Genomic DNA, 25,945 nt, shown 5'->3' with positions numbered 1-25,945 from the left:
CCGACGCAGCGCGCGGGCAAGTCCCGGTCACCCTTCGCTGCATTCACGACACGGCGCTCAAATCATGGCACCCGCACCCAGACGCAAGGCAACGACACCGGTTACGTCGGTGGATGACGCGCCGCAGAAACCCTTCCTCCGCTTCTACCATTCCGAAACGCTGCGAGAGAAGACGCTCGCGGTGCTGCTACGGCTTGAACAAACCGATGAGCCGATCGAGCACGCAAGTGACCTGGCCGACGTGGTGATCGAGTTGATGAACAGCGGCATGGACTACTTCTTCATGCAACCGCTGAAGGAATCGAAAGCCGGCTTCATCCTGCAGCAGTCCGCCAACCTCGGACTGGTCGGCGCGCAGCAGTTGATCGGGTCCGTGATCCGCAAGATCCTGCTGCGCATGGACGGAGCGCAGCTGGTATCAGTATCCGGGTCGATACGACGACTGATGGTCTGAGCACAGCGCGCGCATCATGTCGACGCCCGCCGTTGATCCGCGCAAGCAAGCACCGCGGCACCGTAACAAGCCGCACTGACGCCCGCAATCCCTATGTCCCCCGTATTTGTTTTGCATGAAGCGCCGACCGCGGGGAATGGTGTATGAAGCCGTTTCCGCCTCACAACAGGGACCGGCAACATGGCAACACTTCGGATGGCGCTTGCCCGCGCGCAAGGATCTGTATCGCACTCGTCAGGTCGCCTCACCCGATCAGCACTGCTCCTGGGCCTCTGCGGGCTGGTCGCGTGCGGGGGCGGCGGCGCTGGCGACGCGCGCACGGCCGGCACGCAAACCGCCGTGGCACTTGAAGCGCCGGTCTGGCTCAACACCGGCGTGCGGGTGATGGCGCTGGGTGATTCGATCACCGAGGGCTGGCCATCGAGCTACGGTGGTTACCGCTACGAGCTTTACCGACGCTTCATCGCGCTGAACCTGCCGGTCGATTTTGTCGGCGGGCTGACCAACACTTCGAATGGGCTGCCCGATCCGGCCCATGAAGGCCATGGAGGCTGGACTTCCTACGAGTTGCGCGACGGGCGGCGAAGCGACCCGGCTGCCGGCAATGTCACGCAGTGGATCGCCAGCGCGCGGCCCGATGTGATCCTGCTTCTGGCAGGCACCAACGATGTCTACACCACCATCAACGACGGGACGATCGCCGCCGATCTGCTGGCGCTGGTCGATCGCGTGCGTGCGAGCGCCCCGCAGGCCGAGCTGTTTGTCGGTACCACGCTGCCGCTTCGTGAGAGCGCCGCCAACGCGCGGATCGATCGCTTCACGCCGACCGTCCGGCAAGGCATCAGCACGCGCATGCAAACCGATGAGCACCTGCATCTTGTGGATACGCACGCGGCGGTCAGCGTTGCAGACCTCGCGCCGGACGGCGTCCACGTCGATCCGCAAGGCGACGGTAATGCACGCCTCGCCGACGCCTGGCTCAGCGCGATCCTGCCTACGCTGCAGCGATTGAACGCCAAGTAAGGTGGTTAGCGTTCAGGGCGCCTTTGACGGGTCGGGCGCGGTTTTCAGGCCAAGTTGCGCCAACCACGCCAGCGCATCGTCGACGCTGCGACTGCTGCGGTAGTGCGCAAGCCGCATCGCACGTTCCGCCAGCGGGCTCACCATCACGCTGTTGAACATCGAGGCGTGAACATCCGATGCGGCGATCAATCCGTGTGCAACGCCATCCTCGAAGAAGGCCCACCAGGCCTCGAGCGCCTCCGGCGTGGCGCCGGTCCAGTCGCGCGCGTCGCTCAGCAGGCCCCAGGCCGCCGGGCCACGCAGCTGCCACAGGATGCGCGCATCGCGATGCAGGTGCTTCGCCGCGACGTCGTTCCAGGCGCCCTCGTAGCGGGCCACGAGGATGTCACCCTGCCAGTGCAGCGCGTAACTGCCGTGCTGTGTCCATTCCATGCTTGCCCCCGGCGCATGTGATGCCAACAGTATAGCTACCCGCAGTCGCCGCGCTCAGCCCACCCCGGCATGGCGGCGATCATGAGCGAACGGCTGTGGCGGCACGGACAGCAGGCGCGAACCCCGCGGCGCCGCTGCAGTGACGCGCAATCGCCTCGACCAGCAGGGGCTGCACGCCGGGCGCGAGGTCGTGACCCATGCCGGCGATGATCTGGAGCTGCGCGCCGGTAATGTGCCGCGCCGTATCGCGACCGGCTTCGAGCGGCACCAGCGGATCGGCGTCGCCGTGGATCACCAGTGTCGGCACGCGGATCTGGCGCAGCACATGGCGACGATCGCCGGAAGCGATGACCGCGAGCAGCTGGTTCACCGTTCCGGCCGGATGCCAGGCGCGGTGCACCGCGGCCGCGACATGGCGGCGCAGAGCGTCTCGCTCGTAGGGAAAGCCGGGGCTGCCGACCACGCCGAACACGCCGATCAGGTGTTCGATGACGCTCTCCGGATTGCCCGGTTCGGCCGGCCGGCTCAGCAGCGCCCGCGCTGCGTGGACCTTGGGCCGCGACAGGCGCGGGTTGCCGCTCGACGACATGATCGAAACCAGACTGAGCACCCGCTGCGGGTAATGCGCGGCGACCAGCTGCGCGATCATGCCGCCCATCGAAGCGCCGACGATGTGCGCGCGTTCGATGCCCAGCGCGTCGAGCAGCGCGACGGTGTCGGCGGCCATGTCCTCGAGGGTGTAAGGCACCCGTGGCTTGAGTCCGCAGGCAGCGCGCAGCAAGGTCGGCAGCAGCCCCGGCCGCTTGTGCACCCGCAGCCTGGTGGAGAGACCGGCATCGCGGTTGTCGAAGCGGATCACCCGAAAGCCCCGCTCGACCAGTGCGTTGCAGAACGCATCCGGCCAGCTCACCAACTGCATGCCGAGACCCATGATCAGCACGATGGTTGGCGCCGCCGGGTCACCCAGCGATTCGTACTCGATCTGCAAACCACGCGCCAGCACGTTGGGCATGCTGCCGCCTCAGCCGGCCTTGCTGCGCGAACGGCGCGGCACCGCGGCAGCCGGTGTATCGCCGCGCGCTTTGGCGACCGGCGTCGCACTGCGACGGGGGCGCGTCTCGTCCCCCTCGGCGGCGGCCTGCGTGGCCGCGTGGCTGCGCGTACGTTTGGGCCGCGCGGCCGGCGCGTCGCACAGCACCAGCTCGGCAAAACTCTCGCGCAGGCCGTCCGCCAGCGCGTCCGGATCGGGCATTGCGCTGTGGGCGCTGACAATGCCGAAGCCCAGCGTGCCGGCATAGCTCATGACGGTGATGTTCACACCCAGTCCGTGCTCGACGATCGACAGCGGCCAGTACTCGGTCATCCGCGCACCGCAGGCATAGAGCGGCTGGGCCGGACCCGGCACGTTCGAGATGATGAGGTTGGCAATCGGCGGCACGCGGTCGGCGACGCCGGCAAGGCCGTAAAGGGAGGCCAGCCCGCCCAGCAACCACGGCACGCCAATCGACGGTGCATCGGTCGGCAACACCGATTTCGCGTGGCGGGTGAGCGCCTTGCTCGCAGTCGCGGCATCGCGAATGGCGTGCAAACGGCGCAAGGGATGGGCGATGTCGGTCGCAAGGCTCACCAGATTCATCGTCACCTGCGTGCTGAACTCGGTGTTGCCCGCTTCGCGCAGCGAGATCGGCATCGCGGCGATCAGGGGTTTGTCCGGAATGCCACCGTGGTGCGCAAAGTAGCGCCGCAGCGCGCCACTGCACAGCGCCAGCACCACGTCATTGAGCTTGGTTCCGTGTTCGCTGGCGATGCGCTTCACCGCATCGAGCGGGAAGTCCACCAACGCGATACGCCGCTCGCTGTCGATCGTGATGCTGAGGGGCGTTTTCGGCCCAAAGGCGAAGTTGCGCCGCAGCGCGCCCTCGCCCTGCGGTGCGTCGCCCCCCGTTCGCCCCATGAGGCCGGTGAGCACGCGAACGACATCCGGCAGATGGCGGGCCAGCTTCATGTACTGGTCGGCATCGCGCGTCAGCGCAGCGCTCATCAACGCGAACACCCCGGGCGCGGCTTCGCGACGACGCGGCCGCGGCAGCGCGCGCGGCGCCGGCTCGGCCTCGGTGTCGAACAAGGCGTGAGTGAGTGCAACACCCGCGGCGCCATCGAGCATCGCGTGGTGGATTTTCATGTAGAAGGCGGCCTGGCCGTCTTCCAGTCCGTGAATCACGTACAGCATCCAGAGCGGGCGCTCGCGGTCGAGCGGCCGTGCGTGCAGCTCGCCGATGCAATCTTCGAGTTGCGCCCTGGTGCCGGGGCAGGGCAGCAGCACGCTGCGCACATGCAGGTCGAGATCGAAATCCTCGTCCTCCACCCACACCGGGTTGGCGAACTGCCAGGGCAGCGCAGCCAGCTTGCGCCGCAGCATCGGCGCAAGATCGATGCGCTCGCCCATCATGCGGCGCACCGCGGCGTGGAAATCGGCGCTCGCCGCCGGCGGTGGCTCGAACACGTGCAGTGCGGCGACATGCATCGGCGTCGCCTCGGTTTCCAGATGCAGGAAGAGTCCGTCCAGACCGGTCAGCGGCTTCACTGCACGACTCCCGTCGGTTCGTCAGCGCATTGGCGGCGCGAGGTCAGCGCCGCGCGCGGGGTCTGGCGGCGGCGGGGCGGCCGGCGGCCGGTCGCCGCACCTGGCCGGACTGCTCGCGCTTGAGTTCAGCCTTCTCGGTCTTGGTCAGCGGCGGCAGGCTCGCCTCGTAGCTGGCGATCGCGGTGCCCAGCTGTTCTGCGGCCAGCTGGATCACCGCGTGCTTGCCGGCCGCCTCGAAGGCCGCGAGGCGTTCCTTGACGCGGAACACGCGTTCGTCGTGCTCGTAGGTCTTGCGGCCGAGTTCCAGCACGCCTTGTGCCGCTTCGGTCAGGGTGTAGCCGTCGTCCTGCTGCTGCAGCAGGCCGTGCGCCGAGAGGCGGGTGAAGGCGTCGTGCAGCTTGCCCTTGGGCGGCAGGCGCTTGTCGTGCAGCGCGAGCGCGACGATGACCTCGTCGAGCGTGGCAGGCTTGCGTTTGGACGCCAGCGCCACCGCAAGCAGCAGCTGGACGTCGGTATCGTGGATCGGATTCATGGCGCGCCTTTCAAAACGACAGGGTAATCGATTCGGCGCCCTCTTCGATGCGATTCGCGCATCCAACTAGTAGTTCGATTCAAACTCGAAATCACTGCCCCCACGGAGCGGCACAATTCGCATCCGTATTGTCATCGATTGCGCGGAACGATTGATGTCTGGTGGAAAAGCCGAATAGGGTGCCGCTCGCTCGATGACCTGCTTGATATAGGCGATCTGGTCAGCCTGGTCAGCAGCGCTGAGTACGTCGAAACTGCGAATAGTGCCGTTAGCGTTCAGCCTCAATTGCACCAAGAGGTCTTTGTAACCGACTTGCTTTGGTTCGGCTCTGACATGACCCTTGCTGCGATTGAGTTTGTCCACCAAAGCACGGTAGTAAAGCTTGAGACTGAACCGATCGACCACTGGTGAGCCCGGAACTTGCTCTAGCGATACCGATCCTTCATCAAATCCGGATGTAGCCTCGCGTCCGATCTGCCGGGCCATGGCCAGCGAATGCTGGGCGAGACTCGGTTGCTCGCGCGCCTCTTGCTCCAGCGATTCAAGGAAGCGGTTCATTTCATCGCGATCGGCCTGACTGAATGTCGGCGCCGGATCGACACTGGCCCCCAGCCCCCCTTCCTTGCGGGTAATCACTGGTTTGTGGCGCTGCGGTGGAACCTTGGTTGGCGGAGGCGGTGGTTCAGGTTGTTCAATGACCTCGGGCGGCGGTTCGGGGGCGCGTAGCGACAGCCGGGTGTTCAGGCGTGGCGGCGCGTGCGCCACCTTGCCCGGCACATGGATCGGCGCGAACAGGATCGCCGCATGCAGGGCGAGCGACAGGGCAAATGCGACGCGCAGGGCGCGCTGTGAGCGTTGTAAGCGTTGGGCTGCTGAAACCGGCATCGCGGAAGTCTAGACGGACTTGCCCCCTTTTCGCGACCCGCCGACCGTGGGACCCGCGGGCCCAGCGGTGGCGCAGCACCGCCGGCTCGGTCGCGACGTGCCGCTCAGCGCAGCGCAACCGCCTCGAAGCGCGCCAGCGTGGCGCCCTTGGCGTCGCGCAGCACAAGTCGCTGCCCCTCGATCCGCCAGTGCCTGACCTCGGCCAGCGCGGCCAGGAAACGCTGCTCCTGCTCCATGCCTTCGACGCAAGCCATCATGGTCGAAGCCACCCGCCCGAAGCTCAGTTCGTCACCTTTGAGCGTGTAGCCACCCGTGAGGCGATTGCAGCCGGCTGATCCGCTGACGCGCGCGCCTTCGGTGTGCAGCACGAAATGGGGCTCGGGCTGCTGCGCCGGTTTTTCGACCGGCACCGTGCCGAGGTGCGTGAGCCGCCAGTAGGTCTCCTGCAAGGTCGCCGCGGCCAACGGCGACGGTTGCTCGTGGCGCGCACAGGTGCCGCCTGCCATCACCGTGTTGAAGCGTTCGACCACCACCGTCGGCCGCAGGCCCTTGCCTTCCATCGGCGGGCGATCGGCGATGCGCGCCTCGACGCTGACGAAGACCAGCGCACCCGCTTCCTTGCGCGCGCCAGCGTAGGCACGTTCGAGCGCCGCGTTGTCACCTTCGGTGGCCACCGGCAGTCGCTTGCCGATGGCACAGGGTTCGATCGTGCCCGCGTCCGCCATGTAGCGGTAGAAGCCGGTCAGGTTCACAACCGGTTCAATCAGCGCCGCCGCCGGCAGACGCGTCAGCGAGTGGTTCAGGGTCGAGGGAATCGGCTTGCCGTCCGCATCGAGCTTGTCGAGCGTACCGCCCGCAGCGAGCGCAAAGCGTTGCGGCTGGCCCTGGCCCGTCGAGAGGCGCAGTTCCGCGGGTTTGCCGGCGAGCGACCAGGTGCCGATTTCGTCGAAGTGACGATCTTCAGGCTTGCCTTCGTAGGCGATGCGCAGGCGGTAGCTGTGGTCGCCCAGCAGATCCAGATGCCAGCGTGTGCCGCTGCAATCGGCACACGGCAACACCCCTTCGAACGAGGCAGGCAGAGGCCCGAGGCTGGCGCGAGGCGCCGGCACCGCGTGGCCACCGGCCATGCGCAGCATCAACTGCAGCGGTGCGTCACTCGCCCCTTGAAGCACCGGATAGCTGCGATCGGTCGTGAACATCAAGCGGCCTTCGTGATGCACCGTCGCACGCACGGTGTAACGATGCCCGGGCTGCACCGCCGCAGCGTCGTACTCGATCGTGAAATGGAACGGCGGCTGCCCCGCGGGCACCAAACGTGCGCGCCCCAGCAACACCGCCGGCGCATCGGCGCGGGAGACGTCTTCCAGCGTGGCTTCGAAAACCGCATCGGGCGGCAACGCAATCCGCTCGCGGTAAAAAGCGCTACCGGCAAGGGTGGCAGCGCCCGCTGCTGATGCAAACGCGGCAATGCAAAGCGGCACAATAGCTTGGCAAATCTTGGCGCCGATCATCGTTCTAATGCCTCCGGGTAAGACCGATCACCGTACTATCCCACTCCCGGCGATCGCATGACACATCCCTGCGTGCCAAACAGTCGGCATAACGCGCCGCGGGTTCCGGCAGAATGCCGCTAACGTGTTATCGGTGCGTTCAGACTGTTGCTCCAGGACCCCAACATGCTCCTCCGCCGCTTCGCTCTCTTGCGCCAGATCTCTTCGCGCCCACGGCTGTTTATGGGGACGCTCGCCGGCATGGCGACGGTGGTCGCCTTGCCAGACGGGCTGGCACACCATACCGTGACGCGCCTGATCATCGGCTGGAATGTCGGCGCCTGGCTGTATCTTGCGCTGGCCGTGTGGTTGATCTTCAGGGCACCGCATGACCACATGCGCCTGCGCGCGCGCCTGCAGGACGAGGGCCGCATCGTGGTGCTGGCGCTGGTCGTGCTGGCGGCGGTTGTGAGCCTCGCCGCCATCGTCGCTGAACTGCAGGTGGTCAAGGACATGCAGGGGGTGCTGAAGTTTGCACACATCGCGCTCACCGCGGCTACGATCGTTTCCTCGTGGGCCTTCACGCAGGTGATGTTCGCCTTCCACTACGCGCATGACTACTACCTCGCGCGGGCGCGCGGCGAGCACGGCGGGTTGATCTTTCCCGAGTGCGATGCGCCCGACTACGTCGACTTCCTGTACTTCGCCTGTGTCATCGGCACCTCGGGTCAGACAGCGGATGTCAGCATCGCGTCACCGACGATGCGGCGTACCGGGCTCGTCCACTGCGTGCTCGCCTATGCCTTCAACACCACCGTGCTGGCGCTGACGATCAACATAGCCTCCGGGCTGCTTTGAGCAGCGCGTCGACGTTCCGCTCCGATGAAGCCGGAAGATCTTGAACTCTTGCTGCTGCGCGAGATGCCTTACGGCAAGTACAAAGGCCGTGTCATCGCCGACCTGCCGGGGCACTACCTGAACTGGTTCGCGCGCGTCGGATTTCCCAAGGGTGAACTCGGCCACCTGCTCGCGCTGATGCAGGAACTCGACCACAACGGCCTCTCCGGCCTGCTCGAGCCGTTGCGCCGGCGCTGAACGCGTCGCCACCCATTGGGAGACGCCGCGCTGGCCGGCCTACTTCTCGATGAAGACGAGTTCGGTCAGATCGGGCATGAAGGCGATGCGGGCGTTGCGCTGTTCGATCGCGGCATGCAGCGGCACGACGATCGGCCGGCTGCGGCCGCCGTGCTCGATGAACAGCTTGTCGTCCTCCGAAGGGTTGTCGCGCAGCCAGTCGGCAAGGTTGTAGTCGACCTGCGCAGCAAGCGCCTGCTTGAGGTAGTCGGTGCAGCGGCGGAACAGCTTCGGATAGATCAGCGCGCCGTGGATACCGATCGAAGCCGCGTCGACCAGCGAGAACAACTCGCTCTCGTCCTGCCCCCAGACACCCAGCGAATGGGCGCGCGCATGGCGTGCCGCTTCGCGCAGCGCCGAACGATGCGCCCGCGGCGTCGACGAGTAGCACAGCGGGTAGGCGTCGCCACTGCTGACCATCTTGCAGTTGGCCGATTCGTAGAACAGGTTGCCGCCCAGCGGCACGACATCGCCGTCGTCGTGCGGAATCACGCCATCGCGGAACAGGTAGGAAATCGGCCTGCCATGCACATCCGCAGCCTTGGTGAGGATGGTCGCGCTGACCGCCTCCGGGCTCGTCATTTCCACCGTCGCGCCGTCCGCTTCAAAGTCCCAGGACGCGAAACCCAGGGTGCTCAGCAACGCGTCGCGTGCAGCATCGCCAAGCGGCTGCTTGGCCTTGCCGTAGTGGGTTTCGGGCGCGTCGATGCCTTCCAGCCGCAGTTGCACACTGCCGTCGCGGCGCGACGGGATCACCTGGTGACCGCGATGCAATTCGCCGAACTGGTCCGGGTCGTCGGCGACGAAGCGGATCGAATCCCCATCCGGCTGATACGAAACTGCGACCAGCGTGCCGTGAATCACCTTGTAGTAGTCGAGCGCCATGGTGTGTCTCCTCCGGTGGGTGAGTCACCATGCTTTCACCGGCGCGTGACGGTTGTTTGACGGCGCGATGACAGGCGCTACCGGCAGCGCCTGAGCGGCCGTTTCTCAACGCAGCGACGCCGGCTCCTAACGCCGCCCTCAAGTCCATGGACTTTCTGGTCGTAAACATAGGTCTTCGATGCGACACGAGAGGTGGCTGGAAATGCTGACGTCGGCGAGTCTCAAGAACAAGTTGATCGCAATCGGCCTCGCTTCACTGGTCGGCATGCTGGCGATCGGCATCTGGGGCGCTTACGCCCAGCGCAGCAGCGGACTTGAACAGCGCAAGGCGCTGATCCGCGCGGTGGTCGAAACGGCGCATGGCCAGCTCAATTACTACGTGCAGCAAGAGAAGGACGGCAAGCTCAGTCGGGACGCGGCGCAGGCGCAGGCAAAGGAGTCGCTGCGCAAGATCCGCTTCCGCGAGAAGGAGTATTTCTTCATCTACGCCTTCGACGGCAAATGCGTGCTCTTGCCACCCCGGCCAGAGTGGGAAGGCACGCCGCGCATGGACGAGGTCGACAAGACCGGCCAGCGACTGGTTGAAAACATCACCCGGCTGGCTCAGGCGCAGGGCGGTTTCACCGACTACTACTTCCCGCGTGCGGGCGGCACCGAGCCGCTGCGCAAGGTGTCGTACATCATGGGGGTGCCGGAATGGAACTGGGCGATCGGCACCGGGCTGTACGTCGACGATATCGATGCGGCGTTCCGCACCGATCTCGAGATCAGTGTCGGCGTGGTATTGCTGCTAGCCGGCTGCGTATTCGCACTGATCGCCGTGATCGGTCGCTCGGTGCTGCATCAGGTGGGCGGCGAACCGGCCGATGCGGTGGCGGCCATGCGGCGGGTGGCCGGGGGCGACCTGCGGGTGCAACTGAGCGGTAGCGCGCCGGGCAGCCTGCTGAGCGAGCTGGGCGGATTGATCGCGCGCTTGCGCGAGACCATTGCCGAGCTGAGCAACGACGCGGCGGAACTGGGCGCAGCCTCGCAAGAGATCAGCAGTACCTCGCAGGCGGTCGCCGAGTCCGCGCACCGCCAATCGGAATCCACACAGTCGATGGCGGCGGCGATGGAAGAACTCACCGTCAGCATTTCGCACATCTCCGACACCGCACAAGACACCGAACAGCACGCGCGGGGTGCGGCGGGGCTGGCGCGGCAAGGTCAGGGCGAAGTCGAATCCGCGACGAACGACATGCAGGCGCTGTCGAGCACGGTATCCGATGCCGTCCAGCGCATCGCCAGTCTGAGCACACGTGCCAGCGAAGTCGGCACGGTCGCCTCGTCGATCAACGAGATCGCCTCGCAGACCAATCTGCTTGCGCTCAACGCGGCCATCGAGGCGGCGCGTGCCGGCGAGCAGGGCCGCGGCTTCGCGGTGGTGGCCGATGAAGTACGCAAGCTCGCCGAACGCACCACCCACGCTACGGTGGAAATCGGTCGCATCGTCAACGCGATCCAGTCCGAGACAGCCGGTGCGGTGGACGTGATGACCACCGCCTCGTCGCAGGCGTCACAGGGTGTCGACGCCGCCGAGCGCTCGGCGCAGCTGCTGCGCCAGATCGTCTCGAACGCCGAACACGCGAGTGGCCGCGTCGCCGAGGTCGCCAGTTCCACCCGCGAGCAGGGCACCGTCAGCACCCTGCTCGCCGGGCAGGTCGAACAGGTCGCCCAGATGGTGGAAGCGACCAGTGTCGGCATGGGCGAAACCGCGCGTGCGACGCAGGAGCTGGAACGCATCGCCTCGCGCCTGAACGTGGTGGTGTCGCGCTTCGAGACCTGAGCGCAGGGCGTCGGCGCGACCGCAGCGCGCGAAGCCGCCGCGGCGACGCGTCCCGCGCAAGCCCTGACCGGCTATTCCGCGGCTTGCGCGTCGTCTACCGTTGCGCCGTCACTTGCCGCCGCTTCGATCAGTTGCGCTTCAATGCTCGCCGCCAACCCGCGCGCTTCATCCGGCGCGAGCTTGGCGGCGTCGTAGCCCATGTTGATCGTGAGGCGGCCGGCGTAGGTGCTGACCGCGCTGAACACGCTCTGGTAAGGCATCGGGCAGAGCGCGAACGAGATCGACGCGACCGCCGGGTCCGCCGCCACCGTGTCGATGCGGCCAAGGTTGCTGATCATCGAACCTTGCGGGGTGTTCATCAGCAGCTTGTTGAAGCGACGCTGCGCATCGGCGTCGCAGGCTGCGTCGTCGAGCCCGTAAAGGTAGAAGAAGAGGTGGCCATCGCCACGCTTGAGCTTGTCGTGGATCTGCCGCGCGACGCCCTCGGCCAGCGGCCAGAAAGCAGCCTGTGGCGCGACCACATGGCAGGCGGTCACCAGCGTGACGTACAGGGCTGCGGGCAGATCGGCAGGTGCCGGCGCGAGGTGCGGCCGCATGTCGGCCGGACAGGAGAGAAACAGCGTGGGCGGCGTATCGGTGGCGAGGCGCCGGCTGTGCGCGATCAGCTGCGCCGCGCAGAGCGCGCCGTGTACCGTGGTGTGGTGCGCGCGGGCCTGTGCGAGCAGGCGCTGCGTCGTCGCGGCATCGAGTACGATGCGGATGAAGCGCGGATCGCGTTTCGCCGCTGCACTGTCGAGCCAGCGCAGGCGCGCCGGTGCGCCGTGGCGGTTAATGTCGTCGGTGAGCGCATCCATCACCGCCTCGGCGCGCGCTTCCTGTTCGTCCCAGCGAAACGCGGGCGGAAACAGCGCATGCATCGGAGGCTGTGGCGGCGCGGCCGGCGGCCGTTCGGGCTGCGCGATCAGGCTCAGCAGCCGACACAACAGGGCCGCGCCGGAGCGCCCGTCGGCGATCGAATGGTGGAACACCAGCGCGAGCACCGAACGCGCGCTGTCGCTGATCGCCAGATGCAGGCAACGCAGCAGGGGCGCCTCGCCATCGGCGAAGGCTTCGGCAAGTGTCGCTTCGACGTGGGCTTGCCATCCGGCCGCGTCCGTCTCGACGCTGCGCATCGCAATCGCGCGCCCCGGCGCCGGCGCGAAATGCAGGCCGGATTCACTGCGGTGGATGGCCACCTGCAAGAGGGGTTCGGCAGCCTGCAGGGCAGTCAGCGCCGCCGGCAAGCGCGCGACGTCGAGCGGTGCGTTGCGTTCGGCGAAGACGACGAAGTTGGCGCCGGAGAGCTTGTCGAGCAGGTAGAAGAAGGTTTCGACATAGTCGAGCGGGCGTTCGACCATCGCGGGCCTCGGTTCGGTCGTTGCGGGGAGTGCTGCCCGCACGCTAACCGAAGCTGCCTGCGCCGGGTAGGGGGCGAACGCAAGCGCCGAGTGGGATGCTGCCGATCCCGCTACCCGCCCCGCTCGCTGACGCGCTGCTCCACCATGCGGTCGAGTTGCGACATCATCTGCGCGCTCGCCTTCTCGGCATCCTCGAAGCAACGGTAGATCAGCTGCTTGCGGGCGGCGTCACGCTCCCACTGCGTCTCGCCCAGGGTGGCAACCATGCGCTGCATGGCGTCGTGCACACCGTGATGGGGCGTTTCGAGCCTGCGTGCCGCATCGGAAGCAAAGAGCCCGGTCTCACCATGGCCGTGCGCCAGCCACTGGCCGAAGCGGCACTCGCCCGGCCCGACGGCGATCGCCGACGCCTGCGGCGACGCGGCGCCATTCACCGGCACCAGATAGGCGTTCTGCTTGTAGAGGATGTGGTCGGTCTTGGCGAGCGACACGACGCTGATGTCGCTGACCTTCTCGACTTCGGTGAGGGCCTGTTGTGCAGAGCTTTCAAACCGCACGAAACTCTGTTCGAGCGTCGCGATGTGATCGCGCGAGGACACCGTCGCATGGTGCATCTGTTCGGCGTTCTGCAGGATCTGCTCCGCGTCGCCGGAGAATTCCGTCATCACGCGCGCGATTTGTTCCGATGACTGTTTGGTGTTTTCAGCGAGCTTGCGCACCTCGTCGGCCACGACCGCGAAACCCCGCCCCTGTTCCCCCGCGCGGGCCGCTTCGATCGCCGCGTTGAGCGCGAGCAGGTTGGTCTGGTTGGCGATGCCGGTGATCAGACCGACCGAGCGGTTGATCTGATCGCTGTGTGCCTTGAACACCCGCACCGCGTCGAGCGTGGCTTCGACGCGGGCCGCGATGTCGCCGAGGCTGCCGACAACCTGGCCGATCGCGCTGCGGCTCTGGCGCGCGTCGTCGAAGTTGGCACGCGCGATCGCGCTGAGCGCATCCGACGCCTCGGCCACCGACTGCATGTCGCGCACATTGGTCTGCAGGTCCGACAGCAGGTTGGTGCTGTTGAGCGTACCCAGACGTGAGAGCAGGTCGTTCTTCTGCTGTTGCTCGTAGTCGCGCGCAAGCTGGCGCATGACTTCGTTGGTGCGCAGCAGCTCGGCGCGGAATTCGCCGTGCAAGCCGCTGGGCTGCGTCAGGCGGAAGAACTTTCCTTCACCGGCCATCGCCAGCGCGGTCTTCTGCTCGCGGAAGGTCGCCTCGAGCTGGTCGAGCATGTCGTTGAGCGCCCAGCACAGGCTCTCGTCCGCAGCGCCGGGGCGGATACCGGTGATGCGCCCTTCGAGCTTGCCGGCGGCCACCTCGTTGCATAGCGCGGTGAGGCGCTGCAGGTTGCCACCGTCGGCAGCGCGCCCCCGCCAGCAGAGCGTCAGCAGCACGGCGCCGGCGATCAGTCCGGCGAGCGGCCATAGCCAGGTGCGATGCAGCCAGCCGGCGCCCAGGCACAGCGCTGCCAGCAAGGCGTAAAGCGCCGTCGCGCCAACGCGCGCGTCAAAGCGCGAGAACCAGTTCGGCATAGCTCATCCCCTTGTCGCGCAACACGGACTGCAGCAAAGCGATCGACGCGTCACAGGCATCGCGCGGGCCGGCCTTCTGCTCGGCTTCGAGCATGAGCCGGTAGAGCCCGTCGCAGACGCTGACCCCGCTCGCCTTGGGTTTGCGCCGCACCGACAGGTAGCCGACGACATTGCCCTGTGCGTCGTAGGACGGCGTGACGTTGGCGAAGACCCAGTAGAAGCTGCCGTCCTTGGCCATGTTTTTCACATAGGCAAAGATCTCCTGCTTCTGCGCCAGGGTGTCCCACAACAGTTTGAAGACCCCGCGCGGCATGTCCGGGTGACGGATGATGTTGTGCGGTGCGTTGAGCAGTTCGGCTTCCGAGAAGCCGGAGAACTCCACGAAGATGCGGTTGCCGTAGGTGATGCGACCCTTGCGGTCGGTTTTCGAGACGATGAAATCCTCGTCGCGCATCACCCGCTCGACCATTGTCGGCTGGACCTTGTATTTCACGCTCCCCCCTCCGTCTGCTTGTACGTCTCCCCTGCGCTTGCATACGGCAGGCCGCGCGATAACTTGAACCGGCGTTCTTGCGCCCGAGCACCGTGCCCGACCCGCGCGGCGCCCAACCGGTCTCAGGCGTGCCGCCTGAAGACGCCGAGTTTGGCCAGCAGGTCGCGCAGCTTGCTCTCCAGCAGGGTCTCCTTGCCGTGCCAGGATTCGTTGAGGATGCCGACCAGGCGGCGGATCTCGACCTCGCGGTTCGTCAGGCTCGCCTCGCTTTTCGCATCGAGCGCGCTGGCGAGCTCGTCGATGGTGGCGTTGAGCAGCGCTCGCAGGCTGTCGAGGTCTTCCTTGAACTCGTCGCGCATCTTCACCACCTTCGCGGCGCGCCGGATCACGAATTCGAAATCGGCAGCAGGCGTGTCGTTCGCCTCCCTGATCTTGGCGCCGAGCAGGCGGGTGTAATCACGGATGTTGGCTTCGCAGTGCTGCTCGTATTCGACCGCGCCCTTCTGCTTGCCCTTGAAGCAGGCAATGACGCCGGTAACGGCCGCCACCGAGAGACCGGCCCCGGTGCTGGTGCTGGTGAGGTACGCGATCGTGATCGGATCCATCGGCGGCACTCCTGTCGGTCGTCCTCATCAAAGCCTGGCTCAGCGCGGCGCGGTCGCTTCGTCTGCGCGCGCCATCGGGGCAGGGCGCCCCACGCAAACGCGGTTGCGGCCGAGGTGCTTGGCCTCATACAGTGCGTCGTCGGCACGTTTGAGCACCCGGTCGACGTCGGACTCGCCCGCCTGCACCGTGGTGATCCCGATCGACACCGTGATGCGCACGATCGTCGTGTCGTCGAGCGCGACTGCGGTCCCGGCAATCGTCGCCCGCAGCCGCTCGCCGACGTCGGCCGCTTCCTGCTCGGGCGCATTCGGCAGCAGCACCGCGAATTCCTCGCCACCGATGCGCCCGATCACATCGACTTCGCGCAGCGTGGCGCGACAACAGTCGGCCAGCGCGATCAGCACGCGGTCGCCAGCACGGTGGCCGTAGGTATCGTTGATCTGCTTGAAGTGGTCGATGTCGAGCATGAAAATCGACAAGGCATTGCCGTAACGCGCGGCGCGGTTGATTTCGAGTTCCGCCTGCTCCATGAAGAACCCGCGGCTGCCCACGCCGGTGAGGTGGTCGGTGTGCGCCTGATGCCGTAGGGCAATTTCAAGCTGCTTGCGCTCGGTGATGTCGATGTTGGTGCCGAGCATGCGCTGCGGCGTGCCATCGGCGCCATGAAAGATCTTGGCCACCGCGCGGATGTAGCGGATCTCGCCGCTCGGCCAGCAGACACGGAACTCGGTTTCGAGCGGCGTGCCCTTGGCGATCGCCTCGCGCACCTCGTGGTCGGCACGCGCCAGATCATCCGGGTGCAGGGTCGCGCGCCAGGCCGCCTCGGTGCCGGAGAAGGCGTCCTTGCTGACGTGGTAGAGCGCGTACATCGACTCGTCCCAGACCATGCGCCGCGTGCGCAGATCGAGATCCCATATGCCGATGCCGTTATGCCGCGTGGCGAGCGCGAGGCGTTCCTCGCTTTCGGCCAGCGCCTGTTCGCGCCGCTTGCGTTCGCTGATGTCGGTATGCGTGCCGAGCATGCGCAAGGGGCGACCCTCTTCGTCGCGCTCGAGGATGCAGCCGAGCGAGAGGATCCATTTCCATTTTCCGTCGCGGGTGCGCTGGCGGAACTCCACCTGGTAGTCCGCGGTGCGGCCTTCGACATACTCGCGGTAGGCCCGCGCCGTCGTCTCATGGTCGTCGGGGTGTAGGCGCGCAATCCACGCCGCGTTCGTTTCATGGAAGCTGTGCGGGTCGTAGCCGAGCATCAGCGCGTACTCGTCATTGACGCGTGCCTCGCCGGTCGCCACGTTGAGGTCGTAGAGCCCCTGGTTCGCCGCCTTGAGCGCGAGCCGCAGGCGTTCCTCGTTCTCCTGCAAGGCGGTCTCGACGGCCTTCAGGTCCGAGATGTCGGTGAGCACGCCGCTCCAGAGCACGCCGCCTTCCGGTGCACGCTCGGGGATCGCATGGCAGCGGATCGCGGCCACCTCGTCGGTGGCGCGCGCCACCCGGAACTCGCAGATCAGCGGCTTCAGCGACGCCGAGGCGGCGTCCACCGCCTCGCGCACCAGCCGGCGGTCGTGAGGGTCGATGCGGTTGATCAGGCCACGGCCATCGTCGCCGACCTGCGCGGCGTCAACGCCGAACAGCACCTGGATGCCGCGGCTGACATAGACCACCGCCCATTCGCCGTCGGGCCGACGCAGCAACTGGAAGACCGCGCCAGGGATCTGTGTGATCAGTTGGGTGAGTTGAAGTACGTCCAGTTCCGACACGCGGCAGCCCCCTTTGGCGTCATTCCCCATACATCAGCGTAGCCCACCGCTTCACGGCCGCCAGCCTGGAACGTTGCGGCCATCTGCGCCAAGCGCCAAGACTTGTCCTCGCCGCGGGGCGCGCGGCAAGCCAGACACCCTCACCGGCTTGTGCCGGCGGGACGCGGTGCGAGTGATTCGGGGGATGCGCGAGCGCGCGTGCCGGGGCCGCCCAGCTTCGCTGGGCGAAGGTCCTGTCCGACCGGGCGCGGGCGTTGGCCGGCATCGGTGAGGGGTGCGGAACGGCCGGGCGCGATCGACACCGCGCGCGAACGAGTGATCGAGTCCTGCTTGTCGCGGTCCGATCGCTGTCGATCCTTCCGCGGCACCGGGTGCGCCGCGGGCAAGCGGCAGGTTGCGCCCCTCGCGCGGTCATCACCGCGCGGCGGGGCTTGCGGCCTCAGGCCTGCTTGGGTGGCAGGAAGGGTACCGGGGAAGCCTTCAGTTCCTTCTTGTGCTGTTTGGCGACGCGTTTTTCCTTCGCGCTCAGCAAGGGTTGTTTCTTCTGTTCCCGGTTGCTCTTTTGGGTTTTGCTCATGACTGTCTCCTTGGGCCTGTAAATCTGTCAGCGGCGGCGCTGTCTCGTCGGCGGCGGAATCGTCGGGGCGTGAGCGTCTTCGAGCTTGCAGTATAGGCGCCGCAGCCGCGTTCGGCGCCAGACACGATGTGTTGGCCCGGTATGGCAGCCCCAACGGCAGGTTCGAATCAGGCGCGCGGCTTGCTCTGCATGGGGCAGACACCGCAATCGAAAGTGTCGGCCCAGGCATCCGAGTGTTGCCGGAATCGAACACATCGACCGGGAGAAGGTGAAATGCGTAACCAGGAACGCGCAGACTTCGCAGCAGCGAAACGGCGAAACACCGTTACCGGTTACGAGCCGGTCCAGCCGGTGTCCGCTTCGCCCCCGTCTTGCCGAACGCAGGTGGTCGCATGATCAAACTCCGCATCCCCGAATCCCGACGCACGCTGGAAGAAGGTCACTGGCACCCGCTTGGTGCGACGCTGACGCCGCGCGGCGCCAACTTCGCGCTGTACTCGCACCATTCCACCGAGGCTTACCTGCTGCTGTTCGACACACCGGACGGCGAGCCGACCGATGTGATCCCGATGAAGATGCGCACGCGCCACACCTGGCATGTGTTCGTCGAAGGCATCACCGCCGGCCAGTTGTACGGCTACCGCGTGGCAGGGCCTTACGACCCGGCGCACGGCATGCGCTTCAACCCGAACAAGCTGCTGATCGACCCCTACGCCCGCGCGCTCAGCGGGAAGTGCCGCAACACCGACAACCTGCTGCTCGGCTACGACACCCGCGCGCTGGAACGCGACATGAGTTTCGACCGCCGCGACAACGCCCGCATCGTGCCGAAGGCGGTCGTCGTGGAAGACGATTTCGACTGGGGCGACGACGCGCCGCCCGACGTCCCCTTCGAGCAGCTGATCATCTACGAGACGCACCTCAAGGGCTTCACCGCACACCCCTCGTCGGGCGTGGCGGAGCCGGGCACCTACCTCGGCTTCATCGAGAAGATTCCCTACCTCAAGTCGCTCGGCATCAACGCGGTCGAGTTCCTGCCGATCCAGGAGAAATACCCTGAGGACTTTCTGGTCGAGAAGGGGCTTACCAACTACTGGGGCTACAACACGATCGGCTTCTTCGCCGCCGAATCGTCCTACAGCTCGGGTCGCACCCCCGGCTGCCCGGCGCGCGAATTCCGCACCCTGGTCCGCGAGCTGCACCGTGCCGGCATCGAGGTGATCCTCGACGTCGTCTTCAACCACACCGCCGAAGGCAACGAGCTGGGCCCCACGGTGAGCTTCCGCGGTATCGACAACCCGACCTACTACTGTCTCGCCGGCGTTGGCGACATGCCTGCGCGCTATTACATGAACCACAGCGGCACCGGGAATACGGTGGACTTCGACAAGGCGCCGGTGATCCGCTTCGCGATGGACTGCCTGCGTTACTGGGTCGAGGTGATGCATGTGGACGGCTTCCGTTTCGACTTGGCCGCCGCGCTCGGGCGCGAGGGTGGCCAGTTCGAGAAGACCGCATCCTTCTTCGATGCGATTGCGCAGGACCCGGTGCTGACCCGGGTGAAGCTGATCGCCGAACCCTGGGATACCGGCACCTACGAGGTCGGCAACTTCCCGGTCGAGTGGCTCGAATGGAACGGCCGCTTCCGCGACACGGTGCGGCGCTTCGTCAAGGGCGACGCCGGCCAGCTGCGCGACATCGGCTGGCGGGTGTCCGGCTCGGCCGACCTCTACCACGATGGCCGCAAGGCCTACAACAGCGTCAATTTCATCACCTGCCACGACGGCTTCACCCTCAATGACCTCGTCTCGTACAACGAGAAGCACAACGAGGCCAATCTCGAAGGCAACCGCGACGGCGCCTCCGACAACCACTCGTGGAACTGCGGCGTCGAAGGCCCGACCGATGACCCGACGGTGCTGCGCCTGCGCCGCCAGATGGTGAAGAATCACGCCTGCATGCTGCTGTTCTCGCTCGGCACGCCGATGCTGCTCGCCGGCGATGAGTTCCTCAACACGCAGGGCGGCAACAACAACGCCTACTGCCAGGACAACGAAGCGGTCTGGATCGACTGGCGCGATGCCGAGCGCAATGCCGACATCACCGAATTCTTCCGCAAGGCGATCGCGTTCCGTCGCCGGCACTGGGTGCTGCAGCGACGGCACTTCCTCGTCGGGCGCGACCATGACGGCAATGGCGTGAAGGATGTGAGCTGGTTCGGGCCGGATCTCAACCCGCCGCGCTGGGACGACCCCGAAGCGCGTACCGTCTGCTATCAGCTCGACGGCCGCGAGCCGCGGCTGGGCGCCGACGACTACTGCCTGTTCCTGATCATGAACGCCGACCCCAAGCCGGTGCGCGTCAAGCTGCCGCCACCGAGCACGGGCAAGCGCTGGCTGCGGGTGGTCGACACCAGCCTGCCGGCCGGTGAGGACTTCAGCGAGCCCGGTTGCGAGCAGGCTTTGAAATCGGCCTCGGTGTACCCGGCCGCGGCGCGCTCGACGGTGGTCTTGATCTCGCGCGGGAAACGCGCCTGACCGGCCGGGCGGCGCGTCGCCCCGAACCACGCCAGCGAGGCGCGTTAAACTCTGACCCCTTCATGGGGAATACGAGATCAATGGCCGGCAGCCCGCGATTAAAGCCTGAGCACTGCGAGCTTCCGCGCGCGGACGCTGGAGGCGTGCTGGCGTGAACACCGCATCGCCCGCCGTGGCCACCGAGGCTGCCGGACACGCGACCCGCCCGCGCGAGACCAAGCCGCTCTACGCGCAGCAGTTCGGCCTGAGCCGCGCGCCGTTCTCGATCGCGCCCGACCCACGCTACCTGTACATGAGTTCGCGCCACCGCGAGGCGCTCGCCCACCTGCTGTACGGGCTCAAGGGTGGTGGCGGCTTCGTGCTGCTCACCGGCGAGATCGGTGCCGGCAAGACCACCGTGTGCCGCTGCATGCTCGAACAGGTGCCACCGCGCTGCAACGTCGCCTACATCTTCAACCCCAAGCTCACGGTGGAAGAACTGCTCGAGACCGTGTGCGACGAGTTCCATATCGAACGCGCCGACGCCGGTGCCACGCTCAAGCACCATGTCGACGCGCTCAACCGCTACCTGCTGCGCACGCACGCGGTCGGCCAGACCAATGTGCTGGTGATCGACGAAGCGCAGAACCTCTCGCCTGAAGTGCTCGAACAGCTGCGCCTGCTGACCAACCTAGAAACCAGCGAGCGCAAGCTGCTGCAGATCATCCTGGTGGGCCAGCCGGAACTGCGCACCATGCTTGCCGCCCCCGGCATGGAACAGCTCGCGCAGCGGGTGATCGCGCGCTACCACCTGATGCCCTTGTCGACGGCGGAGACCGGCCAGTACATCCGCCACCGGCTCGCGGTCGCCGGCCTGCAGGGTGCGCTGCCCTTCGACCGTGGTGCGCTCAGGCGGGTGATGCACCACTCGCGTGGCGTCGCGCGCCGCATCAACCTGCTCTGCGATCGCGCCCTGCTCGGCGCTTATGCCGAAGCGAAATCCAGCGTCAGCGCCCGGATCGTGGACAAGGCCGCGCGCGAGGCTTTCGACGACGACGCCGGCGCTGCGGGCCGACGGCGCGTGTGGCTCGGCGCGGGCGCCGTAGCCGGTGTGCTCGTCATTGCCGCCGGCATCGCAGCCTGGGCCCAGTACGCGCACCCGGGCCGCAGCGCAGAAGCCGCACCGGTCGCACGACCGCCTATCGTCGCCCCGCCAGTCGCCCCGCCGGTGGCCCCGCCTGCCCAGGCCCCGGCAATCGAAGCGCCGGTCGCGGCATCGGCCCCCGCAGCTTCCGCCGCGGCCCCGCTGGTGGCGCTGCAGCCGGGCGCGCTGGCAACACTCTTCGGCGAACCCGGCGAAGAGCGCGCGGCATGGCAGGCGCTGGGCGAGTTGTGGGATCTCTCGCTTGACGGCGCCGAGCCGTGCAGCAGCGCCGAACGCGCCTCGGTGCACTGCTATCGCGACCCGAACGGCAATCTGGCCCTGATCCGTCGCCTCGACCGACCGGGCATCCTCAGCCTGCACGACGGCGAGCGCGTCTGGCGGGTGTTGCTGGTGGCGCTCGACGCGCAAAGCGCTACCCTGCGTGCGCCGGGCGGCAGCACACAGCACGTGGCGCTGAGTTCGCTCGCTGCAGTGTGGCGCGGTGGCTATTCGACGCTGTGGCGGGCGCCACAAGGCTATCGCCCCGGCGCCCGCGACGTCGCGCCGGGGCCCGCCGCGGAGGCGGTGGCGGCGCAGCTCACCACGCTTGCGCGCACCGCACCCGAGGCCGCCGGACAGCCGCAGGACAACCAGTTGAAAACCGCGGTCGCCGCCTTCCAGCTCGCGCAAGGTCTCAAGCCCGACGGCAAGGCCGGGCCGATGACGCTGATGCACCTGAACCCCCTGACCGGTGTGGACGAACCGCGCCTGACGTCCGAGCCCCATGTCCTACATCCTTGACGCCCTGCGCCGCGCCGAAAGCGAACGCGCCCGCGAAACGGTGCCGGGCCTGCATGAACCACAGGCTGCGCTGGCCCCGTTGCATGAACGCGAGGCGCCGGCCCGCGCGCCCTGGCTGTGGATGGCCGCCGGCGCCGCGCTCGTGCTGCTCGCCGGGCTCGCGTGGTCGCTGCTGGCACGCACTCCGGCACCTGCCAGCGCGACACCGGCGGCTGCGGCGCAGCCGGCCGCTCCGGTCGCACAGCCTGCGGCGCCGCGCGTACTTGCGCCCCCGCCACCTGCGGTCGCCGCCAGCGCACCGTTGGCGGTCGCGCCCGCGCCATCACTCGCACCACCCGCCGCACGGGTCGTCGCCGCGCCGCCGCCCGTCGAAGCACCGCGCCCGGTCAGTGTCGAGACATCGCCCGTGCCCTCACCCACCCCTGCGCCCGCGCCAGCCCAGGCCAGCGCCGAGGACGCCCCGGCACCCACCCTCGCGCAGTTGCCCGATGATCTGCGCCGCGCGCTGCCGCCCTTGCGCTTCGAAGGCACCGTCTATTCCGAGGTGCCGGCCAACCGCATGCTGATGGTCAATGGGCAGTTGCTGCATGAGGGCGAGGCCATCGGCCACGACCTGACGGTCGAGCGGATCAAGCCCAAGACGGCGGTGTTGCGCTTTCGCGGCCAGCGTTTCGAGCTGACCCGATAGCGCAACTGGCGCGCGATACGCGGCCTTCGCGTCAGGCCTTCATGAAGCCCAGATCGCTGCTCGCAAAGCGCGGCAGGTTGGGGAACAAGGTCGGCAGATCGCCCTCCGCGACGCCGAACCAGCGTGCCAGCGTGGCCGCCATCTGCTCGACGCTGGTGGTCGGGATCCAGTGCCCGCGGTCGGCATCGTCCGGCCCGCCGACCGCCAGCGTCGGAAACTTGCCGTAGAGCTTGCCGCCGTCGACGGCGCCGCCGACGACGAAATGGTGGCTACCCCACGCGTGGTCGCTGCCCTTGCCGTTCGAGAGGTAGGTGCGGTTGAAGTCCGACGCGGTGTAGAGCGTCACCTTGTCCGCAATCCCCAGTTCCACCGTCGCCGCATGGAAGGCGGCCACCGCATCGCTCACTTCGCCAAGCAGCCGGTTCTGGTCGTTGAGCTGGTCTTCGCCGTGCGTATCGAAGCCGCCGATCGAACAGAAGAAAGCCTGCCGCTTCAGGCCCAGCGCGGCGCGCGCCGAGATCAGCCGCGCCACCATCTTCAGCTCGCCGGCCAGCCCGTTATCGGGGAAGGGCGTGGCGAGCGTGCTGCTGCCCAACGCCGCGGTGAGCACGCGCTGGTTGTCGATCGAACGGCCAACCACATCGAGCCAGCCTTGCTCCAGCGCGTGGCCGCGTGGTTTCGACAGGGTCGCCTTGATTGCGGCCGAGAGCGGATCGGCGCCGGCCGGGTCGTAGAAGTCGAATCCGAAATTGCCCGAGGGCGACACCTTGTACGGCACCGACGCCGTCCCGGTACCCCACAGCGTGTTGCCGGCCACCGAGACGCTGGTGTAACCGGCGTTGACGCCATTGCTGGCGGCCACCAGATCAGCGATGCGTCCGGCCCAGCCGGTGCGGGTGCTGGCTGCGGCAACACCGCTTTGCCACTGCGACTGCTGGTCGGAATGGGAGAACAGGTTGTCCGGTACCGCGGCCCCGCCGGCGATCCACTCGGCGCGGGTCAGCGGCGCGGCGAGCGTGCCGACGTTGGCGACCACCGCCGCCTTGCCGGCATTCACCAGCCCCTGCAGCGCACCCATCGCCGGGTGCAGCGCGAAGGGCCGTCCGGCGGTATTGCTGAGCGTGATCGGCAGCAGCGCCGCGCGCGGCAGTGCGAGGTTGGAACGGTCACGGGTATAGCCGGCGAACTCGTCGCTCGCGATCGGGATCACCATGTTGTTGGCGTCGTTGCCACCGAACATGAAGAGGCAGACCACCGCGCGGTAGTCCTCGCCGGTCGCGGCGAAGGCGGTGCGCAGCAGGTCGGACCAGGCGCCCAGCCCGGCGAGGGTGGCGCCAGCGGCGGCCGCTTGCAGGAAGCTACGTCTTTGCATGGCTGTCTCCGCACCTATTTCTGGATCACGTAGTCGGGGCTGATCGCGGTCAGGATCAAGGCGGCCTTGACCCGCGCGGTCTTGTCGGCAGCGTCGAGCGCCGCCACGGTGGCCACCAGCAGCGCGCGGGTGTCGGCACTCATCGCCCCGGCGTAGAGCAGCCAGTTGAGCCGCTCGGCAAGCGCCGCCGGGTCGCCTGCCAGCGCTTCAAGCGGTGCGTAGTTCATCTTCAGCCGGTGCGGTTCTTCCCAGCCGTAGCCGCCGTCATTCACCAGCCCCGAGAAGAAGTTGAGACTGCCCACCACACTGGTCTCGGTGGTGATCTGGAACTCCGGGGAGTACAGCCCCGCGGCGGCAATGCGACCGGGCTGGCGGTAGTTGGGCGAAAAGAAGTTGAATACCGAGGGCGAGAGCAGCGGGCTCTGGCCCAGCGCGTTGTCGGCGCTGTCGAGGTAGTGGATGCGGTTGCTGCCGCTGGCCGACGCGGCGTTGGTGGCACGCAGGTAGTTGGCGAAGCGGATCACCGGCTCGCGCTGCTTGCCGAATCGACCGTCCGCCGCGCGCGCCGGATCGCGCGCTTCCGGATCAAGCAGGATCGCGCGCACCACGGCCTTGAGGTTGCCGCGCACGCCGCTGCCATCGTTCGCGAACACGTCTGCGACGCGCTGGATGTAGGCCGGGCTCGGGTTGCTGGTGACGAGGCGCTGGATCAGCTGGCGACCAATGAAGGGGCCGACGTTGGGATGCTGGAAGATCGCATCCAGCGCGCCCTTCATGTCCTGCTCGGGGGTTTGCCCGGCAGGCAGCTTCTGGCCGTTGAGCAGCAGCTTCTCGGCGCTCGAATGCTTGGCCGGCCAGGCCTTCATCGGCTGCGTCCAGTTCTCGTTGCCGTCCTCGAAACTGTCGGGGTTGGCGGTGTCGGCGCCGGCAAAGCTCCAGCCGGAAAAGGCCTTGGCGAAGCCGGCGATTTCGTCCTGCCCGTAGGTCGGGATCGGTTTGCCGCCGGCGCCGAGTTGCACCGAGCCATCGGGATTGAGCTTCACCAGCCCGATTGAGAACAGCTGCAGCACCTCGCGCGCATAGTTCTCGTTCGGGTGGGTGCCGCGATCGGGGTCTTCCTTCTCGCTGCGCAGCATGTTCAGGTAGTAACCCATCGCCGGATGCAGGGTCACGTCTTCGAGCAGGGTGCGGTAGTTGCCGAAGGCGTTGCGGTTGAGCATGTCCATGTAGCTGGACATCGCGAGCGGGTTCAGATCGGGCGCGATGTTGGAAATCACGAGGATTTCCGACAGCGCGAAGGCGACCCGCGCACGCAGCTGATCCGGCCCGCGCAGCCACTGTTGCCAGACCGCCTCGTAGCTCATCTCCTCGGTGTACTGGCCGGCCGGATGATCCTTGTCGGTCTCGCGGGCCTTCTGTGCATCGAGGTAGGCCAGATGCGAGGCGGCGTCGGTGTGGAACTGGTCCCACAGCCAGCGCTCGTAGCCGGTGCTGACCAGGGTATCGATTTCGCCGACCTGCTTGAGGCCGAAGGTGGCCTGGGTCAGGAAGCGCACCGCGTCCTCACGCGCCGGCGCGCTGCCGCTCGCGGGCGGGGGTGGCGGGTTGGTGGACAAGGCGTTGGTGCCGTCTGCCGGCGGCGGGGCCGGTGTGCCGCCGCCGCCCGCGCCGCAGGCGGCGAGTGCCGCGACGATGGCGAGCCCGGCCAGCCACCGCAAGAGCCGGGTCCGCAACCCGAAGCCAAGATGTTCCACTGCCGTCTCCCCGCGCCGC

General features: G+C 67.2%; 23 protein-coding genes. 8 read left to right on the top strand and 15 right to left on the bottom strand.

All coding sequences use genetic code 11. The features are described 5' to 3' along the window. Positions 1–64: 64 nt before the first annotated feature. Positions 65–454, top strand: coding sequence for a hypothetical protein (locus GGR36_RS15735; protein ID WP_183635738.1), 390 nt, complete (start codon positions 65–67; stop codon positions 452–454). Positions 455–634: 180 nt separating this feature from the next. After that, on the top strand, positions 635–1,477 hold the full coding sequence (locus tag GGR36_RS15730) for an SGNH/GDSL hydrolase family protein (protein WP_183635737.1): 843 nt from the start codon (positions 635–637) through the stop codon (positions 1,475–1,477). Positions 1,478–1,489: 12 nt separating this feature from the next. On the opposite strand, the gene GGR36_RS15725 is transcribed toward GGR36_RS15730, so the two are convergent. The 6 genes from GGR36_RS15725 to GGR36_RS15700 form a co-directional block, all read right to left on the bottom strand. After that, a complete protein-coding gene (locus GGR36_RS15725; RefSeq protein WP_183635736.1) occupies positions 1,490–1,909 on the bottom strand; it encodes a hypothetical protein in 420 nt (139 codons plus the stop codon). A 79-nt stretch (positions 1,910–1,988) separates the two neighbouring features. Then, entirely contained in the window at positions 1,989–2,921 is a 933-nt protein-coding gene (locus tag GGR36_RS15720) for an alpha/beta hydrolase (protein ID WP_183635735.1), read from the bottom strand. A 9-nt stretch (positions 2,922–2,930) separates the two neighbouring features. Next, positions 2,931–4,493 carry a wax ester/triacylglycerol synthase family O-acyltransferase gene (locus tag GGR36_RS15715; protein ID WP_183635734.1) on the bottom strand — a complete coding sequence of 521 codons (1,563 nt, stop codon included), beginning with the start codon at positions 4,491–4,493 and terminating at the stop codon, positions 2,931–2,933. A 43-nt stretch (positions 4,494–4,536) separates the two neighbouring features. After that, the gene (locus GGR36_RS15710) at positions 4,537–5,025 is read right to left on the bottom strand and encodes a hypothetical protein (protein ID WP_183635733.1); all 489 of its coding nucleotides are present in this window, start codon (positions 5,023–5,025) and stop codon (positions 4,537–4,539) included. A 66-nt stretch (positions 5,026–5,091) separates the two neighbouring features. Then, positions 5,092–5,910: a hypothetical protein gene (locus GGR36_RS15705; protein WP_183635732.1), complete on the bottom strand. Its 819-nt coding sequence runs from the start codon at positions 5,908–5,910 to the stop codon at positions 5,092–5,094. Positions 5,911–6,014: 104 nt separating this feature from the next. Beyond that, positions 6,015–7,421, bottom strand: a complete 1,407-nt coding sequence (locus GGR36_RS15700; protein ID WP_183635731.1) for an META domain-containing protein — start codon at positions 7,419–7,421, stop codon at positions 6,015–6,017. Positions 7,422–7,586: 165 nt separating this feature from the next. Here GGR36_RS15700 and GGR36_RS15695 point away from each other — a divergent pair, with 165 nt between their 5' ends. Both GGR36_RS15695 and GGR36_RS15690 read left to right on the top strand, forming a co-directional pair. Beyond that, the gene (locus tag GGR36_RS15695) at positions 7,587–8,258 is read left to right on the top strand and encodes a DUF1345 domain-containing protein (RefSeq protein WP_183635730.1); all 672 of its coding nucleotides are present in this window, start codon (positions 7,587–7,589) and stop codon (positions 8,256–8,258) included. A gap of 24 nt (positions 8,259–8,282) precedes the next feature. Next, positions 8,283–8,495 carry a DUF3820 family protein gene (locus GGR36_RS15690; RefSeq protein ID WP_183635729.1) on the top strand — a complete coding sequence of 71 codons (213 nt, stop codon included), beginning with the start codon at positions 8,283–8,285 and terminating at the stop codon, positions 8,493–8,495. Positions 8,496–8,534: 39 nt separating this feature from the next. On the opposite strand, the gene GGR36_RS15685 is transcribed toward GGR36_RS15690, so the two are convergent. Further along, entirely contained in the window at positions 8,535–9,419 is an 885-nt protein-coding gene (locus tag GGR36_RS15685) for a thermonuclease family protein (protein ID WP_183635728.1), read from the bottom strand. 178 nt (positions 9,420–9,597) lie between these two features. On the opposite strand from GGR36_RS15685, the gene GGR36_RS15680 reads away from it, so the two are divergent. Continuing rightward, complete coding sequence (locus GGR36_RS15680) at positions 9,598–11,244, top strand: methyl-accepting chemotaxis protein (RefSeq protein ID WP_207064466.1); 1,647 nt, start codon at positions 9,598–9,600, stop codon at positions 11,242–11,244. Positions 11,245–11,315: 71 nt separating this feature from the next. On the opposite strand, the gene GGR36_RS15675 is transcribed toward GGR36_RS15680, so the two are convergent. From GGR36_RS15675 to GGR36_RS15650, 6 genes are all read right to left on the bottom strand, one after another. Then, a complete protein-coding gene (locus GGR36_RS15675; protein ID WP_183635727.1) occupies positions 11,316–12,641 on the bottom strand; it encodes a phthiocerol/phthiodiolone dimycocerosyl transferase family protein in 1,326 nt (441 codons plus the stop codon). 110 nt (positions 12,642–12,751) lie between these two features. After that, on the bottom strand, positions 12,752–14,218 hold the full coding sequence (locus GGR36_RS21960) for a methyl-accepting chemotaxis protein (RefSeq protein WP_183635726.1): 1,467 nt from the start codon (positions 14,216–14,218) through the stop codon (positions 12,752–12,754). Further along, entirely contained in the window at positions 14,193–14,711 is a 519-nt protein-coding gene (locus tag GGR36_RS15665; RefSeq protein ID WP_207064465.1) for a PAS domain-containing protein, read from the bottom strand. The genes GGR36_RS21960 and GGR36_RS15665 overlap by 26 nt, the downstream gene beginning before the upstream one ends. Before the next feature lie 122 nt (positions 14,712–14,833). Further along, positions 14,834–15,316 (bottom strand): hypothetical protein, encoded by a 483-nt coding sequence (locus tag GGR36_RS15660; RefSeq protein ID WP_183635725.1) that lies wholly within the window; start codon positions 15,314–15,316, stop codon positions 14,834–14,836. Between the two features lie 39 nt (positions 15,317–15,355). Continuing rightward, on the bottom strand, positions 15,356–17,074 hold the full coding sequence (locus tag GGR36_RS15655; protein ID WP_183635724.1) for a diguanylate cyclase: 1,719 nt from the start codon (positions 17,072–17,074) through the stop codon (positions 15,356–15,358). A 439-nt stretch (positions 17,075–17,513) separates the two neighbouring features. After that, positions 17,514–17,651, bottom strand: a complete 138-nt coding sequence (locus GGR36_RS15650) for a hypothetical protein (RefSeq protein WP_183635723.1) — start codon at positions 17,649–17,651, stop codon at positions 17,514–17,516. Positions 17,652–18,043: 392 nt separating this feature from the next. On the opposite strand from GGR36_RS15650, the gene glgX reads away from it, so the two are divergent. The 3 genes from glgX to GGR36_RS15635 all read left to right on the top strand — a co-directional run bounded on the left by glgX (position 18,044) and on the right by GGR36_RS15635 (position 22,800). Continuing rightward, entirely contained in the window at positions 18,044–20,188 is a 2,145-nt protein-coding gene (gene glgX, locus GGR36_RS15645) for a glycogen debranching protein GlgX (protein WP_183635722.1), read from the top strand. Positions 20,189–20,339: 151 nt separating this feature from the next. Continuing rightward, positions 20,340–22,112 (top strand): ExeA family protein, encoded by a 1,773-nt coding sequence (locus GGR36_RS15640; RefSeq protein ID WP_338086710.1) that lies wholly within the window; start codon positions 20,340–20,342, stop codon positions 22,110–22,112. Further along, the gene (locus tag GGR36_RS15635) at positions 22,096–22,800 is read left to right on the top strand and encodes a general secretion pathway protein GspB (RefSeq protein WP_183635721.1); all 705 of its coding nucleotides are present in this window, start codon (positions 22,096–22,098) and stop codon (positions 22,798–22,800) included. The genes GGR36_RS15640 and GGR36_RS15635 overlap by 17 nt, the downstream gene beginning before the upstream one ends. A gap of 31 nt (positions 22,801–22,831) precedes the next feature. Here the strand turns inward: GGR36_RS15635 and GGR36_RS15630 are convergent, their stop codons facing one another. Continuing rightward, a complete protein-coding gene (locus GGR36_RS15630) occupies positions 22,832–24,172 on the bottom strand; it encodes a DUF1501 domain-containing protein (protein ID WP_183635720.1) in 1,341 nt (446 codons plus the stop codon). A gap of 14 nt (positions 24,173–24,186) precedes the next feature. Continuing rightward, the gene (locus tag GGR36_RS15625) at positions 24,187–25,926 is read right to left on the bottom strand and encodes a DUF1800 family protein (protein WP_183635719.1); all 1,740 of its coding nucleotides are present in this window, start codon (positions 25,924–25,926) and stop codon (positions 24,187–24,189) included. Positions 25,927–25,945 lie beyond the last annotated feature (19 nt).

Origin of the sequence: Niveibacterium umoris (genome assembly GCF_014197015.1) — a bacterium.
GTDB lineage: Bacteria > Pseudomonadota > Gammaproteobacteria > Burkholderiales > Rhodocyclaceae > Niveibacterium > Niveibacterium umoris.
The sequence above is the reverse complement of the archived record's forward strand: the minus strand, read 5'-3'. Positions and strand labels throughout refer to the sequence as shown.